14 protein-coding genes are annotated in these 15971 nt (G+C 65.3%); 8 read left to right on the plus strand and 6 right to left on the minus strand.

Translation table 11 applies throughout. The annotated features are described in order from the left end of the window. From bcsA to CIC12_RS33920, 3 genes are all read left to right on the plus strand, one after another. A partial coding sequence (gene bcsA, locus CIC12_RS24825) for a UDP-forming cellulose synthase catalytic subunit (RefSeq protein ID WP_168667953.1) occupies positions 1–2322 on the plus strand: 2322 nt, incomplete at its 5' end. A gap of 42 nt (positions 2323–2364) precedes the next feature. Continuing rightward, positions 2365–3915 carry a cellulose biosynthesis protein BcsG gene (bcsG, locus tag CIC12_RS24830; RefSeq protein ID WP_168667955.1) on the plus strand — a complete coding sequence of 517 codons (1551 nt, stop codon included), beginning with the start codon at positions 2365–2367 and terminating at the stop codon, positions 3913–3915. Continuing rightward, on the plus strand, positions 3912–4217 hold the full coding sequence (locus CIC12_RS33920; protein WP_238812882.1) for a hypothetical protein: 306 nt from the start codon (positions 3912–3914) through the stop codon (positions 4215–4217). The genes bcsG and CIC12_RS33920 overlap by 4 nt, the downstream gene beginning before the upstream one ends. A gap of 75 nt (positions 4218–4292) precedes the next feature. Here the strand turns inward: CIC12_RS33920 and CIC12_RS24840 are convergent, their stop codons facing one another. Next, on the minus strand, positions 4293–4910 hold the full coding sequence (locus tag CIC12_RS24840) for a LysE/ArgO family amino acid transporter (protein WP_168667957.1): 618 nt from the start codon (positions 4908–4910) through the stop codon (positions 4293–4295). A 99-nt stretch (positions 4911–5009) separates the two neighbouring features. Between CIC12_RS24840 and CIC12_RS24845 the strand changes: the two genes are divergently transcribed. Beyond that, the gene (locus CIC12_RS24845; protein ID WP_168667959.1) at positions 5010–5903 is read left to right on the plus strand and encodes a LysR family transcriptional regulator ArgP; all 894 of its coding nucleotides are present in this window, start codon (positions 5010–5012) and stop codon (positions 5901–5903) included. Between the two features lie 45 nt (positions 5904–5948). On the opposite strand, the gene CIC12_RS24850 is transcribed toward CIC12_RS24845, so the two are convergent. Next, complete coding sequence (locus CIC12_RS24850) at positions 5949–6899, minus strand: LysR substrate-binding domain-containing protein (RefSeq protein ID WP_168667961.1); 951 nt, start codon at positions 6897–6899, stop codon at positions 5949–5951. A gap of 118 nt (positions 6900–7017) precedes the next feature. On the opposite strand from CIC12_RS24850, the gene CIC12_RS24855 reads away from it, so the two are divergent. Together CIC12_RS24855 and CIC12_RS24860 are read left to right on the plus strand one after the other, a co-directional pair. Then, positions 7018–8190, plus strand: a complete 1173-nt coding sequence (locus CIC12_RS24855) for an amidohydrolase (RefSeq protein WP_168667964.1) — start codon at positions 7018–7020, stop codon at positions 8188–8190. Positions 8191–8274: 84 nt separating this feature from the next. After that, positions 8275–9648 carry an MFS transporter gene (locus CIC12_RS24860; protein WP_168667966.1) on the plus strand — a complete coding sequence of 458 codons (1374 nt, stop codon included), beginning with the start codon at positions 8275–8277 and terminating at the stop codon, positions 9646–9648. A gap of 309 nt (positions 9649–9957) precedes the next feature. Here the strand turns inward: CIC12_RS24860 and CIC12_RS24865 are convergent, their stop codons facing one another. Further along, positions 9958–11211 carry an MFS transporter gene (locus CIC12_RS24865; protein ID WP_168667969.1) on the minus strand — a complete coding sequence of 418 codons (1254 nt, stop codon included), beginning with the start codon at positions 11209–11211 and terminating at the stop codon, positions 9958–9960. Further along, positions 11208–12116, minus strand: a complete 909-nt coding sequence (locus CIC12_RS24870) for a PRC-barrel domain-containing protein (protein ID WP_168667971.1) — start codon at positions 12114–12116, stop codon at positions 11208–11210. Before CIC12_RS24870 ends, CIC12_RS24865 begins: the two co-directional genes overlap by 4 nt. 480 nt (positions 12117–12596) lie before the next feature. Between CIC12_RS24870 and CIC12_RS24875 the strand changes: the two genes are divergently transcribed. Both CIC12_RS24875 and CIC12_RS24880 read left to right on the plus strand, forming a co-directional pair. Continuing rightward, positions 12597–13979: an NCS2 family permease gene (locus tag CIC12_RS24875; protein WP_168667973.1), complete on the plus strand. Its 1383-nt coding sequence runs from the start codon at positions 12597–12599 to the stop codon at positions 13977–13979. Between the two features lie 363 nt (positions 13980–14342). Beyond that, positions 14343–15080 (plus strand): DUF899 domain-containing protein, encoded by a 738-nt coding sequence (locus tag CIC12_RS24880; RefSeq protein ID WP_168667975.1) that lies wholly within the window; start codon positions 14343–14345, stop codon positions 15078–15080. Positions 15081–15153: 73 nt separating this feature from the next. Here the strand turns inward: CIC12_RS24880 and CIC12_RS24885 are convergent, their stop codons facing one another. Both CIC12_RS24885 and CIC12_RS24890 read right to left on the minus strand, forming a co-directional pair. Beyond that, a complete protein-coding gene (locus tag CIC12_RS24885) occupies positions 15154–15336 on the minus strand; it encodes a hypothetical protein (RefSeq protein WP_121318886.1) in 183 nt (60 codons plus the stop codon). A 109-nt stretch (positions 15337–15445) separates the two neighbouring features. Next, a partial coding sequence (locus CIC12_RS24890) for an NAD-dependent epimerase/dehydratase family protein (protein ID WP_168667977.1) occupies positions 15446–15971 on the minus strand: 526 nt, incomplete at its 5' end.

Consider the following 15971-nt stretch of genomic DNA (forward strand, 5'->3'; position numbering starts at 1 on the left):
CGCCTGCGCGCCTGGTTGTGGCGCGCTTTCATCCGCTCGCCGCGCCTGTCCGAGCGAAGCGCCGCCGCGCAAGTGCGCGCCGTGCTCGCGTGGGTCGACCGCTGGCTGGTGCCGGTGCTATTGCGCTGGCGCCGCCTGCACCGCCGTGTCGAAGCGATGCTGCCGCGCCTGCCGTGGCAGCGCTGGGGCGCACAACTCGAAAGCGCCACGCAGCGCGTCGGCCACGTTCGCTGGTTGCTGCCGCTCATCGTGCTGGCGGGCGCAGTCCTGTGGACGATGATCGGTACCTCGCCGTTGTCGTCGGATGGTCAGTTTGAATTCTTCGCAGTGCTGGTGGTCGTCGCGTTGATCTTGCGCCGCTTCCCGGGCCGCATGCCGGTGCTGATCCTCACGACCCTCGCGTTGCTCGCGATGGCGCGCTATGTCTGGTGGCGCGTCACGCAGACGTTGTCGTTCCAGACGCCGGGCGAGGCGATTCTCGGCTATCTGCTGTTCGGCGCCGAAGCCTATACGTGGGTCATTCTGCTGCTCGGCTTCGTGCAGACCGCGTGGCCGCTGAACCGCGCGGTCGCTGAACTGCCCGCCGACACCGCGAGCTGGCCGAGCGTCGACATTTATATTCCGACCTATAACGAGCCGCTGTCGGTGGTGCGGCCGACCGTGTTCGCCGCGCAGGGCATCGACTGGCCGGCGCACAGGCTGCGCGTCTATCTGCTCGACGACGGCCATCGCGAAGAATTCAGACAGTTCGCGCACGACAGCGGCATCGGCTACCTGACTCGCGACGACAACCGGCACGCGAAAGCCGGCAACATCAACCGCGCCCTGGAAAAGACCCACGGCGAGTACATCGCGATCTTCGATTGCGATCACGTGCCGACGCGCTCGTTTCTGCAAACCACGATGGGTACGTTTCTGCGCGACGCCCGTTGCGCGATGGTGCAAACGCCGCATCACTTCTTCTCGCCCGATCCGTTCGAGCGCAACCTCGGGACGTTCCGCCGCGTGCCGAACGAAGGCAACCTGTTTTACGGGCTCGTGCAATCCGGCAATGATTTGTGGAACGCGTCGTTCTTCTGCGGCTCGTGCGCGGTGATCAAGCGCACGGCGCTCGAAGAAGTGGGCGGCGTCGCGGTGGAGACGGTCACGGAAGATGCGCATACCGCGCTCAAACTGCATCGGCGCGGCTATACGACCGCTTATCTGCCGACCGTGCAGGCGGCCGGTCTCGCCACCGAAAGTCTTGCGAGCCACATCAAGCAACGCACGCGCTGGGCACGCGGCATGGCGCAGATTTTCCGCATCGACAATCCGTTTCTCGGCCGCGGCCTGAGCTTTTTTCAGCGGCTCTGTTACGGCAACGCGATGCTGCATTTTTTCTATGGCATCCCGCGGCTGATTTTCCTGACCATGCCGATGGCGTATCTGTTTTTCCAGATGTATTTCATCAACGCGTCGGCGACCACCATCGCCGGCTTTGTGCTGCCGTACATCGTGCTCGCGAACATCGCGAACTCGCGGATGCAGGGCAAATTCCGTCACTCGTTCTGGGCCGAAGTGTACGAATCGGTGCTCGCCTGGTATATCGCGCTGCCGACCACCATCGCCTTCTTCAGTCCGAAGCACGGCCAGTTCAACGTGACCGACAAGGGCGGACGCATCGACGAAGGGTATTTCGACTGGGCCGTGTCGAAGCCGTATCTGGTACTGCTCGGACTGAACGTGTGCGCGCTGCTGGCGGGCGCGTACCGGTTCGTGTTCGGCCAGAGCGACGAGACCGCGACGATCCTCATGAATGTGTTCTGGACGCTCTACAACCTCGTGATGCTCGGCGCGGCGGCGAGCGTGGCGCGCGAAGCGAAGCAGGTGCGCGTGACCCACCGGATCGCGATGCGCGCGGCGGCCACGCTGCTGCTCGCGGACGGCACGACGCTCGCCTGCACCACGAGCGATTATTCGACTGGCGGACTCGGTCTCGAAGTCGATCCGGCGTTGAAGCTCGCGCCCGGCGACAGCCTCGGCGTATGCCTGAGCCGAGGCGACCGGCAGTTTCATTTTCCCGTTTATGTGAGCCGTTTCGTCGGCAAGCATCTGGGCGTGCGCTTCGACGGCCTGACGCTCGAACAGGAACGGCAGATGGTGCAATGCACGTTCGGCCGCGCGGACGCATGGCTCGACTGGGGCGAGCAAACCGTCGAGGACACCCCGCTGCGGGGCCTGAAGGACGTGCTGACGATGGGCATCGAGGGTTATTCGCGACTGCTGAGCGGCGTGCTGCGCGTGTGCCAGTCGCTGTTCGCGCTGGACCGTACACGCTATTAATGCCGCTGGCGTGCGCGCCCGGCCAATGTGAGAACTCTCTTCATGACTTTGTGGAACCTGTACTTCATCGTCAAGCTGTACCTGTTCGCGGGCGGGCATCTGCAACCGCTGTGGCTCGTCAACCTCGGCTTCGCGCTGCTGCTCGCCGCGAGCGCGACGCTCAGGCATCGCGGCCTGCGCGCGTTGCGCAACCTGCTCGGACTTGCGATCGGCATACCGCTGATGTACCACGAAGCGAACGTGCCGCCGTTCTCGCGTCTGACCGAAGAATTCGGCAACCTCACCACCTTCAGCTTCGGCTACTGGCTGGAGCTCGCGCAGCGTTTTCTGCCGCCGATGCTGCTGCTCGGCGCGCTCGGTGCTCTGGTCGCTTACCTGATCGTGAACCGCTGGCTGCGCGTCGCGACCTTCGTGCTGATCGCGCTGGTCGCGATTCCGATGTGGCAGGAAGGCAGCACGGTACTCGCGCAATGGCGCAGCGCACCCGTGGTGGCAGCATCGGGCAATGCGCTCGCCGCGCAGCCGCTCGACCATAACGCGGCGCTCGCCGCATTCCGCACGCAGGAATCGCAGCGCCAGGTGACGTTCGGCCATCTCGGCGCCGATCCGGACACGCAATTCGACGTGATCGTGCTGCACATCTGCTCGCTGTCGTGGGACGACCTCGATGCCGTGAAGGCGCGCAATCACCCGATGCTGAGCCACTTCGACTATCTGTTCACGAACTTCAGCACGGCGGCGAGCTATAGCGGACCGGCCGCGATTCGCGTGCTGCGCGCGAGTTGCGGACAGGAGGCGCACGCGGACCTTTACAAGGACTCGCCGCAACAGTGCCATCTGCTGGCCGATCTCGCCCAGGCGGGTTACACCCCGCAGACGATGCTGAACCACGACGGCCACTTCGACAACTTCCTGCAACTGGTGCACGACAACGCCGGCGTGCCGAACGTGCCGATGATTTCGAATGCCAGCGTGCCGGTCGCGATGCACGCGTTCGACGGTTCGGCGATTCGCGACGATTACGCGACGCTCGCCAACTGGTACGCGCAGCGCGCCAGCACGCCGGGACCGGTCGCGCTGTACTACAACACGATCAGTCTGCACGACGGTAATCGTCTGCCGGACAGCACGCTGTCGAGCCTCGATTCGTACCCGCAGCGCGTGAACAAGCTGATGAGCGACTTCGACCGGTTCGCGGATCTGATCGCGGCATCGGGCCGGCGCGCGGTGATCGTGTTCGTGCCCGAACACGGCGCGGCCTTGCGCGGCGACGCGAACCAGGTAGCCGGCCTGCGCGAGATTCCGACGCCGCGCGTCATCCATGGTCCGGCCGGTGTGCGGCTGGTCGGCTTCCAGGGCAACCATGGGCCGACGACGGTGATCGACAATCCGTCGAGCTTTCTCGCGCTCGCGCAACTGCTGTCGAACCTCGTGTCGAACAGCCCGTTCAAGCCGGGCGTGACCTTGTCGCAGTACGCGATGAATCTGCCGCAAACGCAGATGGTCGGCGAAAACGAAGGGACCGTGACGATGAAGACGGCATCGGGCTATGTCGTGAAGACGCCGGACGGCGTATGGGTGGATGGCAAATGATGGCGGCGACGACGAACGATAGCGGCATGGCTGCGTCGAAGGCGGCGGTGAAGACAGCAGGGAAGGCCGTCGGGAATGTCGCCGCAGATGTCGCCGGCTGGCCGGTGGATGACATCACCGGCCTCGCGCGCCGTGTGCCCGAAGTCAATCCGGCGCGCTACTTCGACGGGCAGGCGAAGGAGGCGTTTCAGCAGTCTTTGATCAGGTGGCCGGTGCTCGCGCGGCTCATGAAGCTCGTGCCGGTCGGGCAAGCCGATACGCTCGCCGGGCACGACCCGGCGCAGAAAGCAGAAGTGGCGTAACAGCGGTTCCTGGACGTTGTCGCATGCAGCGCACGGCGGCGCTTTGAACCGCGCCTTTCCCGCAACGGGTCGCGATTACCGCAACTGGGTCACCGCAAGCAGCAACACCATGCTGCCGATCGCGCCATCCAGCACGCGCCATGCGGTCGCCCGGCGAAACAGCGGCGCCAGCGCACGCGCTCCGTAGCCGAGACCGATGAACCAGATCCCGCTCACCGCCATCGCGCCGAGCGCGAACGCGAGCCGTGCGTCTTGCGGCTCGCGCGCGCCGGCCGTGCCGATCAGCAGGAACGTGTCGAGATACACGTGCGGGTTGAGCCAGGTGAGCGCGAGCGTCATCAGGATGATCGGCATGGCGCGTTGCGTGGGCGGCGCGCCGTTCGCCTGGGCGTCGAGCACCGCATGCCCGGGGCGCACCGCGCGGCGCAGCGCGTTGATGCCGAACCACGCGAGATAGGCGAGCCCGACATACAGCATCGTGTGGACGAACACCGGGTAGCGTGCCACGAGCACCGAGGCGCCGCCGACGCCCGCGCCGATCAGAATGAAGTCCGACAGCGCGCACAGCACGACGATCTTGCCGACATGCGAGCGCATGATGCCCTGACGTAGCACGAACGCGTTTTGCGCGCCGATCGTCACGATCAGCGATGCGCACAGGGCGGCGCCGTGAGAAAAGGATAGCCAGTTCATAAAACGAATCCAGTAGACGGAAGAAGCGAACGGGACTAGTCTGCGTTTTTGCGTCTCATAAGAGAAGCTAATTTACTTAATGCCGATTAAGGAACGCTAATGCTCGACTATGCGTTGCTCGACGCGCTGGCGGCCGTGGTGCGCCACGGTTCGTTCGACCGCGCGGCCAGCGAACTGAACGTCACGCCGTCGGCGGTGTCGCAGCGGGTCAAGCTGCTGGAGGAGCGGGTCGGCAGCGTACTCGTCAAGCGCGGCCAGCCGTGCGTCGCGACAACCTCGGGCGCGCTGTTGTGCCGGCATACCGAGCGCGTGCAATTGCTCGAAGCAGAGTTGAATGGCCGCCTGCCGGCGCTGCCCGGCGCGCTGGTCGAGCCGTGGCCGGCCTTGCGCGTGGCGGTCAACGACGACAGCGTCGGCACCTGGTTCATCGACGCCGTGGCGCCGTTCTGCGCGGAGCGCGAGATGCTGCTCGATCTGGTGATCGACGATCAGGATCACACGGCCGAGCGGATCCGCGACGGCAGCGTGCAAGGCGCGGTCACGACCCAGGCCGAACCGGTGCAAGGCTGCCGCTCCACGCGGCTTGGGCGGATGCGTTATATGGCGGTCTGTTCGCCCGCGTTTTTCGCGCGCTATTTCGCCAACGGCGTCACGCGTGACAGTTTGCGGGGCACGCCGTGCGTCGATTTCAATCCGAAGGACCAGTTGCAAAAGCGCTTCATGCGCCGCATCACGCGCGCGGAACTCGATCCGCCGTTGCACTGGATTCCCCACGTCGCCGGTTTTTTGCGGGCCTGCGTGACGGGGCTCGGCTGGGGCATGTGTCCGGAGCGGATGATCGCCGCGCATCTGGCGAGCGGTGAACTGGTGGAGATGGCGCCGGGCAAGCACATCGACGTCGATCTGTACTGGCAGAGCTGGCGCCTGTCGATCGGCTGGCTCGACGACTTCGGCGTCGTGTTGCGCAAGCGGGCCGCGGAGTTTCTCGATTAAGTGACCGGGTGCCGGGCGCCTCGCGCCGCCTTGCGCGTGCCACACTCAAAGCAGCAACTCGATCGAATGAAACAGCCGGCGCTGCTCCGGGTCCGGCGAGTTCGCCCCTTCGTCGATCACTTCGCGCAGGCAGCCGAGAAAGCACTGAGCCGCCGGACTGGTCGGCGCGCCGCGCCGTGACGTGATGCTGACGATGGTTTCATCGACCGTCTCGCGCAAGGGCAGCGCCCAAAGGTTCTCTTTCGCGAGCGTCACTTCGACGAGCGGCCACGGAAAGATGCTGAGCATGTCCGTGTGCGCGAGCAGCCCCAGCACGATCGACAGCGAATGCGCGAGATGAATGGTGTGCGGCACGCGCATGCCACGCTGGCGGAACAGGTTGTCCGAGATCGACTCCCGGCTCGCCGGGTCCCAGTTCAGCACCCATTCCGCGTCTTCGAGTTCGAGCAGCGTGCGGCAGCCGGCCAGCGGATGATCCCGCCGCGCGACCACCGCCGAATGCGTCGAAAAGAGCGGCACGTTGTGAAACTCCGATTGCGGCGACGCGGGCGGCGGCCGGCCGATCGAAAAATCGAGGCTGCCGTCGCGCAGGCGCGGCTGCACCACCGCGAGCAGGCCTTCGAAAAACTCCAGTTGAACTTCCGGCATACGTTGCCGGAACCGCTGCACGGCGGGCGGCAGAAAGGTCAGCGCGACCCATGGCGTGACGCCGATCGACAGCTTGCCGGCAGCCGCGCCGCGCAACGCTTCGATCTCCGCCTGGGCGCGCTGCAACTGCCCGAGCACGAGGCGCGCATGCACGACCAGTGCGCGGCCGAACTCTGTGAAGGCGACGCCGCTCGCGCTGCGCACCAGCAGCGGCGCGTGCAGATCGGCTTCCAGTTCGCGCATCGCCTTGGTCACCGCGGCCGGCGAAAGCGCCAGCGTACGTGCTGCAGCCCGGATACTTCCGGTATCCGCAATGGCGGCCAAGGTACTGAGCTGATGCAGTTTCATCTGAAGAAGGTGAGCTGAGGGTGGCAACCAGGAGTTGCTGCCGCAACGATTCTACGCCTGCCACCGGAAAATCGGCGTCGCTATGCTGGGTTCACGCTTTCATCAATGGAGACGACACGTGAACACCATGGCCATCCCGGCGGGCATCGCCGAACTCGAAGACGAAATGATCGCGCTGCGCCGCCGCATTCACGCGCAGCCGGAGCTGGCCTACGAGGAATTCGCCACCGGCGACCTCGTGGCCGAACGCCTGCGGGAGTGGGGCTACACGGTGCATCGCGGGTTGGGTCAGACGGGCGTGGTCGGGCAGCTGAAGGTCGGCAACGGCACGCGCAGGCTGGGTCTGCGCGCCGACATGGACGCGCTGCCGATTCACGAGACCACTGGCTTGCCGTACGCGAGCACGGTGCCCGGCAAGATGCACGCATGCGGCCACGACGGACACACCGCGATGCTGCTGGCCGCCGCCAAACATCTCGCGCAGGAAAAGAGCTTCGACGGCACCTTGAACCTGATTTTCCAGCCGGCCGAAGAAGGCCTGGCCGGCGCGAAAAAGATGCTTGAAGACGGCCTGTTCGAGCAGTTTCCCTGCGACGCGGTGTTCGCGATGCACAACATGCCGGGCTTTCCCACCGGCAAATTCGGCTTCCTGCCAGGCGCGTTCATGGCCTCGTCGGATACTGTGATCATCACGGTGACGGGGCGCGGCGGCCACGGGGCGGTGCCACACAAGGCCGTCGATCCGGTCGTGGTGTGCGCGCAAATCGTGCTGGCCTTGCAGTCGATCGTCTCGCGCAACATCGCGCCGCTCGACATGGCGATCATCACCGTCGGGGCGATTCACGCGGGCGAAGCGCCCAACGTGATTCCGGAGACCGCCGAGATGCGCCTGTCCGTGCGCGCGCTCAAACCCGAGGTGCGCGACTACCTGCAGGAGCGCATCACGGCGGTGGCCACGGCGCAGGCTGCCGTGTTCGGTGCGCGTGCCGAGGTCGATTATCAGCGCCGCTATCCGGTGCTCGTCAACGACGCGCAGATGACCGGCCTCGCGCGCCAGGTCGCGCTCGACTGGCTCGGCGAAGACGGAGTGATCGCCGACATGCAGCCGCTCACCGGCAGTGAAGATTTCGCATTCCTGCTCGAGCATTGTGCGGGCAGCTACCTGATCATCGGCAATGGCGACGGTGAAGGCGGCTGCATGGTCCACAACCCGGGCTATGACTTCAACGACGATTGCCTCGCCACCGGCGCGGCCTACTGGGTGCGACTCGCGCAGACGTTTCTGGTTTGACGCAGGCCACGGCATGCCATAGCAGGCCATGCGGACGCAAGCGCGATGCGCTGCGTCAGCAGGAAGCACATCACGGAGAGACAGATGGACTATTCCGCCACACCGCAACCCACAGGCGCCGATGCGCCCGGCAGACAGAACGCGTCGGCCGCAGGACAGACCACAGCGCCGGCCGAGCGCATGCATCAAGCGAAAGCGATTGCCGCGATCACGCTCGGCAACGGTCTCGAGTTTTTCGACTTCACGATCTACAGCTTCTTCGCGACGATCATCGGCCAACTGTATTTTCCGGTGGAAGGGCAACTCGCGCAATTGATGCTGGCGGTCGGCACGTTCGGCGTGGGTTTCATCATGCGGCCGGTAGGCGGCGTCGTGCTCGGTGCCTACGCCGATCGCGCGGGCCGCAAGGCGGCAATGAGTCTCACGCTGTGGCTCATGACGCTCGGCTCCGCGCTGATCGCGTTCGCGCCGACCTACGCCGCGATCGGCCTGGCCGCGCCGCTGCTGGTGATTCTCGCGCGGCTGATTCAGGGTTTTGCGCTGGGCGGCGAGATCGGCGCGTCGACCTCGCTGCTGCTCGAATACGGCAGCGATAAAACGCGCGGCTTCTACGGCAGTTGGCAGTTCGTGAGCCAAGGCTTGAACACGGTGTGCGGCTCGCTGCTCGGCGTCGCGCTGGCGGCGTGGCTGTCGACCGACGCGCTCGAAAGCTGGGGCTGGCGTGTGCCGTTCGTGATCGGCATGGCGATGGGGCCGATCGGCATTTATATCCGGCGTCATCTGGATGAAACGCTGCCCGGCATCGAGGACGGCACGCTTCAAACGCCCGCAGCCGGGGTGCCAGCTTCACAGCCGGTGCGCAAGCTGTTTCGCGACCATTCGCGCGTCATCACGATGGGTGTGCTGACGACGATCGGCGGCACCGCGGCGAATTACATCGTGCTGTTCTATCTGTCCACTTACGCGATCCGGATCCTGCATCTGCCGATGTCGTCGGCGCTGTGGGCGGCATGGGCTGCGGCGGTGGTGACGGTGATCTGTTCGCCGTTCGCCGGTGCGCTGTCCGATCGTATCGGACGCAAGCGCGTGCTGTGGGTGTCGCGGGTATTGCTGATCGCCGCGGTGTACCCGGCTTTCATGATCATCAATGCCGCGCCGACGGTGCCAGTGTTGCTGTCGGTGGTGGCGGGGCTCGCGGTGCTGGTCGCGTTCACGGCCGTGCCCAATATCGTCATGCTGCCAGAGATGTTCCCGCGTGCGATTCGCGCGACCGGCATGTCGATCGTTTATTGCCTGGGGGTGTCGATCTTCGGCGGCTTCGCGCAGTTCTTCGCAACGTGGCTGATCCAGATTTCCGGCAACAATCTCGCGCCGGCGTGGTATCTCATCGGTTGCGGCCTGGTGTCGTTGCTGCCGTTGCCGTGGATGCGTGAGACGGCTGGCCGGGCGATTGATTAAGGCGTCGGGCGGAACGCGCGTCGCAATACTTGCGATGTGGGTCGTGTGGTGCTTGAAGAGGGCATGTTCGGACTGAAAAAGAGGCGCGATAAACACTCACCGTGAACTGCACCCCAAAAGTTTGGACACCGATTCAACCTTCGGGGGCAGTTCATCGCGCCTCTTTCATATGGAGCGAAGTCGTTGTCGTAGCGGGTTCGATGCACCTCAACGCTTGTCGGTGCCGTAGCCAACGGGCAACCTAGACGGCCCGGCCCGGCCCGGCCCGGCCCCGCCCCGCATTCGCGTTCGCCTGCCGCCCGCCGGCCGTCACCTCGCGGCTGATTTTTCTCCGTCAGCGAGCGGCGCGTCACCGGCTGCCGCCGCATCACGCGTTTCGGGCATGGCCGCCCACACGAGGAGTACGGCAAGCGCACCTGCAGCAGCGAGACCGAAGAAGCTGACCGCATTGCCGAAATGATCCGCGACGAAGCCCGCGGCCGTCGTGCTCAACGTCGCCCCGATCCCCGCCGCCAGCCCGAAGAGTCCGATACACAGGTTGTAGCGGCCCTTGTCCCCGGCGACGTCGGCGGCAATCAGCGGCAGCATCACGCCGAACACCGCGGCGCTCAGACCGTCCAGCATCTGCACCGGCACCAGCAGATACGGGCTGCTGATTCCGGCAAACAGCAACGCGCGGATGGGCAGCGCCGAAAAGCCGAGCAGCAGGATCGGCCTGCGTCCCCAGCGTTCGGCGGAGCGCCCGACCCACGGCGACATCATCGCGACGATCGCCTGCGGCACGATGATGCACGCCGCGATCACGAGCTGCACGTTGTCGCCCATGCCGGCCGTCACTTCGCCCGCGGCCAGATTCAACATCGCCGCGTTCGACAGATGGAACAGCACGATGCAAGCCGCGAACAGCAGCATGCGCTTATCGCGCAGCAACTCGCGCAAGCTCTCGCGCCGTTCGAGCTGCTGTGGCGTGGGCGCGGCCTTCGGCAACACGACGGTATCGGTGCGCTGGATCATCGACAGCGCGATCAGCGCGGGCACTGCGAGCCCGGCGGTCAGCCAGAACACCGCGCGCGGCGAATAGTATTCGCCGAACACGCCCATCAAGCCGGCCGCCACCGCACTGCCGATCGACGCCCAGCGCGCATTGCGCCCGAGTCGGTCGCCGAGATTCGCGCGGCCCACCAGCGCGAACGAAATCGCGGCGAGCGCCGGCGTCAACATGCAGCTGGCGAAGCCGTGGAACACCTCGGCGGCGATGACCGGCAGCACCGTCGGACTGGCGGCCAGCAGCACCGCGCTCAGGATGATCGCGATGATCGCCCACGCGGCCGCGCCTTTCTTGTTGCGCAGCGCGTCGACCGCGGCGCCGCCCGGCACCTGGCTCACCATCGCGCTGATGGTGCCGACCGAGAGCGCCATGCCGATCTCGCCCTGGGTCCACTTATGCGACGCGAGATACGACGCGATGAAGGGCCCGAAGCCCGTCTGCACATTGGCGACGAAAAAATTAAGCCAATCGAGCGCGCGCAGACTGCGCGCCGTGACCATCGTGCGGCCGGTCATCGGGCCGCCCGTGCGTTGGATACCGCGACGGCCGTCGAGGCGGCAGGCGCCGACGCGGCGGCTGGCGCAGGCGTCGGTGCGGGCGCGGGCGGCGGCGCCGGCGACACCGCCCGAATCGGCTTGTCGTTGGCGTAGGGCGGCGTCGCGTTGATCTGCGCGTCGCTCAAATCGATGAGCGGACGCAGTTCTTTATCGCGCGTGACGAAGTGCAGCGCCGACCAGTTCGCGGCAATCGTGCGCCGCTCGGTGCTGACCATGCCGTTGACGTCGAGCACCACGGCCTGCGGCTGCGCATTGCCATCGATCAGCACGTCGATCACGCGGCCGACCTTGGCACCGTTCGAACGCTCGACGGTGGCGTCGATCAGCGGCAGCTGCACGACATTGGATTTGGCCGCACTGGTGGGCACCGCCGCAGCGTTAAGCGTGATCGGCGCGGACTTGGCGGTCGGCGTGAAGCGGAACGCGCCCCACGGGAAGTTCACCTTGCGGTCGCCCACGCCGAGGAAGCCTTGCAGATTGACGACCATCTCGCGCGGCTTGCCGAGCGCATCGGCGGTCATGTCGACGGCGCGGCCGACCACTTTGCCGTCTGGCTTCTGCACTTCGCTGTCGAGCAGCGCGTGCGCCTCGTTGCGCTCGATCGTGCGCAGCACGATCAGCGGCGCGGGAGGAGGAGGCGGCGGCGGCGGCGGCGCGAGCGGCGGCGCAGGCTCGACCTTATGCGGCTTGACGACCGGCTTTTTCGGTTTTTTCGGCTGCTCGGGTTCGTTCGCCTCGGTTTCGACCGGCTCGGGCGCGGAGGCCGCCACCGGCGCGCNCAACAGGCTGCAGCCGGACAGCGCGAAAAGCGCGACAGCGAGAATCAGCACGCGCCAGGCAGGACGCGAAAAACCGCCAGTCATCGGGACAAACTCCATGGGCCGGTGCGGACGGGCGCGAGAGGCCGCCGCGGTTATCACAGGTACGGGCCAGAGTGTAACCCGCGAGCCCGGGCGGCCCCGATTTTGCAGGCATTCGCGAGCGTGGTCACCAGCATGCTTCATGCCGTCCGCCGCGCATTCGCCGAGGGCTGGCGGGGCGCGAAACTCACGCAGTCCTCAGAAGCCTTTCGCCTCTTCATGACAAGCCGTAGGTGTAAACGCGCGGCGCGTCGGCGGCCGTGGCGTCTCCTGAACGATATAAGCGTCGCGACATGTCCGGCATGCCATCCATGCGATTGGAGACATATTTGTGTTGGCCTACATTTCGATGCAACAGAACAAGGCAGCAAAAGCGAAGCGGGCAGAGCGAAGCACCCATACATCAATCAATTCAACGAGACGAACCCTGACGACGGCCGTATCGACGGCCGTTTCAGCATGCTGATAAAGGAGGCACTCATCATGATGGAACCCCACGCCCAGGCGATTTCCGAAGTCGCGACCGAGTCGTTCGACGCGAAGGGCTTGCTCGACCGCTATTTCGACATCTCGTCGCGCGGCAGCTCGCAGCGTCAGGAGATCGTCGCGGGCATCACGACCTTTCTCGCGATGGTCTATTCCGTGTTCGTCGTGCCGGGCATGTTCGGCAAGGCGGGCTTCGACACCAGCGCGGTGTTCGTCGCCGTGTGCCTGACCACCGCGTTCGGCTCGCTGCTAATGGGCGTGTGGGCGCGTCTGCCGATCGCGATCGGCTGCGCGATTTCGCTGACTGCGTTCACCGCGTTCGGCCTCGTGCTCGGCAAGGGGCTGCAGCCGAACGTCGCGCTCGGCGCGGTGTTCCTGATGGGCGTGGTGTTCACCGCGATCTCGGTGACCGGCGTGCGCTCGTGGATTCTGCGCAATCTGCCGACCGGCATCGCGCACGGCACGGGCATCGGCATTGGCCTATTCCTGTTGCTGATCGCCGCCAATGACGTCGGGCTGGTCGTGAAGAATCCGGGCGCCGGCCTGCCGGTCGCGCTCGGGCAGATCACGGCGTTGCCGGCGCTGATGTCCGTGGCAGGGCTCGCGGCCATTTTCGGGCTGGTGCGCCGCCGCGTGCCGGGCTCGATCCTGATCGTGATCGTCGCGATTTCGGCGATCGGGCTCGCGGTCGATCCGGCTGTCGCGTTCCACGGCGTATTCGCGGTGCCGTCGTTGAGCGCGCCGGGCCATGCGTCGCTGATCGGTGCGATGGACATCAAGGGCGCGCTGTCGATGGCCGTACTGCCGAGCGTGCTCGCGCTCGTGATGACCGCCGTGTTCGATGCGACCGGCACGATCCGCGCAGTGGCGGGGCAGGCGGGCCAGCTCGATGCCAACGGCCGCATCATCAACGGCGGCCGCGCGTTGACCGCCGACTCGCTGAGCTCCGTATTCTCGGGGCTGCTGGGCGGCGCGCCGGCGGCGGCGTATATCGAATCGACGGTCGGCGTCGCGGCCGGCGCGAAGACCGGGATGGCGGCGGCGGTGGTCGGCCTGCTGTTTCTCGGCGTGATGTTCTTCTCGCCGCTGGCCGGTCTGGTGCCTTCGTATGCGACGGCGCCGGCGCTGATGTACGTGGGGCTGCTGATGCTGTCGAACGTCAGCAAGCTGCATATGGACGACATGGTCGACGCGATGTCGGGGCTGATGTGCGCGGTGTTCATCGTGCTGACTGCGAACATCGTGACCGGCATCATGCTCGGCTTCGCGACACTCGTCATCGGCCGCGTGGTGAGCGGCGAGTATCGCAAGCTGAACGCGGGGACGGTGGTGATCGCGCTCGTGCTGGTCGGGTTTTATCTTGGCGGCTGGGCGATCTGAGCGCAAAGGCAGGTATGGTCGCGCACGACGTTTGCCAGATCTTTTCGTGGCTGGGAACGCAGGAGACAGACGGGTGTGAGGCAGGGCGGCTTCACACTGAGCAGTAGTCGGTTGTTCTCCACCTTGACGCGGTGCGTCGCAGTGATCGATCTGCGGTGCACCGCGTATTCTTTTGGCCGCGTGCCTGGGCGGTCCGGCTGCATCGCCCGCTTGCGCGCATGGCGAATGCGCGTACTCTGTCATTGATATCCCGGTGTCCGTTTTCGACGCGGCGCGCAGGATGATCCGAACTGCCAGGGACGCGTTCTGGCATCGTTTGATGCGTACCTGAACAACCTGCATGCAGCAGGGAAGGAGACGCAAATGGAACCGCAACACCGCATGGGCACGAGAGAGGAATGGTTCGCCGCGAGCCGGGCGCTACTGGTCGAAGAAAAAGCGCATATGCGCGCCGGCGACGACCTCGCCCGCAAGCGCCGCGCGTTGCCATGGGTCAAAGTCGACAAGACCTACTGGTTCGATACGCCGCACGGCCGCAAGACGCTGGCCGAACTGTTCGGCGGCCGCAGTCAGCTGATCGTCTATCACTTCATGATGGGCCCGGATTGGGAAGAGGGCTGTGTCGGCTGCTCGTTCCTGTCGGATCACATGACGGGGATCGTTACGCACCTGGAGCATCACGACGTGTCGTACGTGACGGTATCGCGCGCACCGCTCGCGAAGATCGAGGCGTTCAGAAAGCGGATGGGATGGACGTTTCCGTGGGTGTCGTCGAGCGGCAGCGATTTCAATTTCGACTATCACGTGTCGTTCACCCCCGAGCAGCTAGCCAGCAGGAAGGCCTGCTACAACTTCACCGGGCAGGACGTCGGCATCGACGAGCAGCACGGCCATAGCGTGTTCTACAAGGACGGCGACGGCGTCGTGTACCACACCTATTCGTGCTACGGACGCGGCGACGAACGCTTCATCAACACATACGCGCATCTGGACGTCACGCCGAAAGGACGCAACGAAGCCAGCAGTCTGACCGACTGGGTCAAGCATCACGATCGTTATGAAGATGAAACGCGCGGCGGGTGTGACGCGTGCGGTTGCTGAACGGTGCAATACCCGTTTGGCGTGAAAGGGCGCGGGCGAAGCGGCTTGCATGTCTTGCCGCGTTGTTCGCCCATCAAAGCGCCATGTCGAAGGCGGGCTTGAGGAAAAACTCGATCGCCATCACGACGAGACCCATCGCGGCCGCGCTCAGCGTCAGGACGCCGTATTCGTCGTAGCGTGCGTCGTACAGGCACGCTACGACAAACAGAATCGCCAGCAGGTTGGTCAGCCAGTCGAAGTTCAACGCAAGATTCATCGATAAAATCCGGGCTCGTGTGCGACCCTGATGGTCGAATCGCACGGTCAGGTGAGCGCGAGTTTATCGGCACGAGCTTACGGATTCGCAACGGCCCTGCTTACACGGCTTACGATGTCTTGCCGGCGGCCAGCAGCATGTCGTGCTCGATCCACTCGATCACCGACGTGCGCTTCGGCTGCCAGCCGAGCAGCTTGCGCGCGCGCTCGCCGCGCACGCGGCTGTTCGAGCCGAGGCCGTACGAGGCCATCTCATAGCCCCATTCCTTTTGCGCTTCATCGAGCGGCCAGTCTTGCGGCGCGCCGAGCTTCATTGCGCGTGCGATCGCGGCGCTCATGTCGCGGAATGACGCTTCGCCGCTTTCGACGAAATAGAACGTGCCCGCCGGCGTCTTCTCCAACGCGAGGCGATAGAGTTCAGCGACGTCGTCGATATGCACGTTCGACCACACGTTGCCGCCGCTGCCGACGTGACGCACCACGCCGCTCTTTTGCGCCTGACGCTGGAGGCGCGGCAACTGCACGCTCGCGCTGCCGGCTACTGCCCCGTGACCGTAGATCAGCGTGTTGCACAGCACGGCCGAGCGGATATTCTGCTGCGCGGCGGCGAGCACCCGTTGATCGATGGCGACGCGC

Origin of the sequence: Paraburkholderia sp. SG-MS1 (genome assembly GCF_012275575.1) — a bacterium.
In the GTDB taxonomy this organism is placed as follows: Bacteria; Pseudomonadota; Gammaproteobacteria; order Burkholderiales; family Burkholderiaceae; genus Paraburkholderia.

Excerpts from the sequence above, each read along its gene's own strand:
- CIC12_RS24850 (WP_168667961.1), bottom strand. The coding sequence starts at position 6,899 with ATGAAACTGCATCAGCTCAGTACCTTGGCCGCCATTGCGGATACCGGA.
- CIC12_RS24885 (WP_121318886.1), bottom strand. The coding sequence starts at position 15,336 with ATGAATCTTGCGTTGAACTTCGACTGGCTGACCAACCTGCTGGCGATT.
- CIC12_RS24840 (WP_168667957.1), bottom strand. The coding sequence starts at position 4,910 with ATGAACTGGCTATCCTTTTCTCACGGCGCCGCCCTGTGCGCATCGCTG.
- CIC12_RS24860 (WP_168667966.1), top strand. The coding sequence starts at position 8,275 with ATGGACTATTCCGCCACACCGCAACCCACAGGCGCCGATGCGCCCGGC.
- CIC12_RS24845 (WP_168667959.1), top strand. The coding sequence starts at position 5,010 with ATGCTCGACTATGCGTTGCTCGACGCGCTGGCGGCCGTGGTGCGCCAC.
- CIC12_RS33920 (WP_238812882.1), top strand. The coding sequence starts at position 3,912 with ATGATGGCGGCGACGACGAACGATAGCGGCATGGCTGCGTCGAAGGCG.
- CIC12_RS24875 (WP_168667973.1), top strand. The coding sequence starts at position 12,597 with ATGATGGAACCCCACGCCCAGGCGATTTCCGAAGTCGCGACCGAGTCG.
- bcsG (WP_168667955.1), top strand. The coding sequence starts at position 2,365 with ATGACTTTGTGGAACCTGTACTTCATCGTCAAGCTGTACCTGTTCGCG.
- CIC12_RS24880 (WP_168667975.1), top strand. The coding sequence starts at position 14,343 with ATGGAACCGCAACACCGCATGGGCACGAGAGAGGAATGGTTCGCCGCG.
- CIC12_RS24865 (WP_168667969.1), bottom strand. The coding sequence starts at position 11,211 with ATGACCGGCCGCACGATGGTCACGGCGCGCAGTCTGCGCGCGCTCGAT.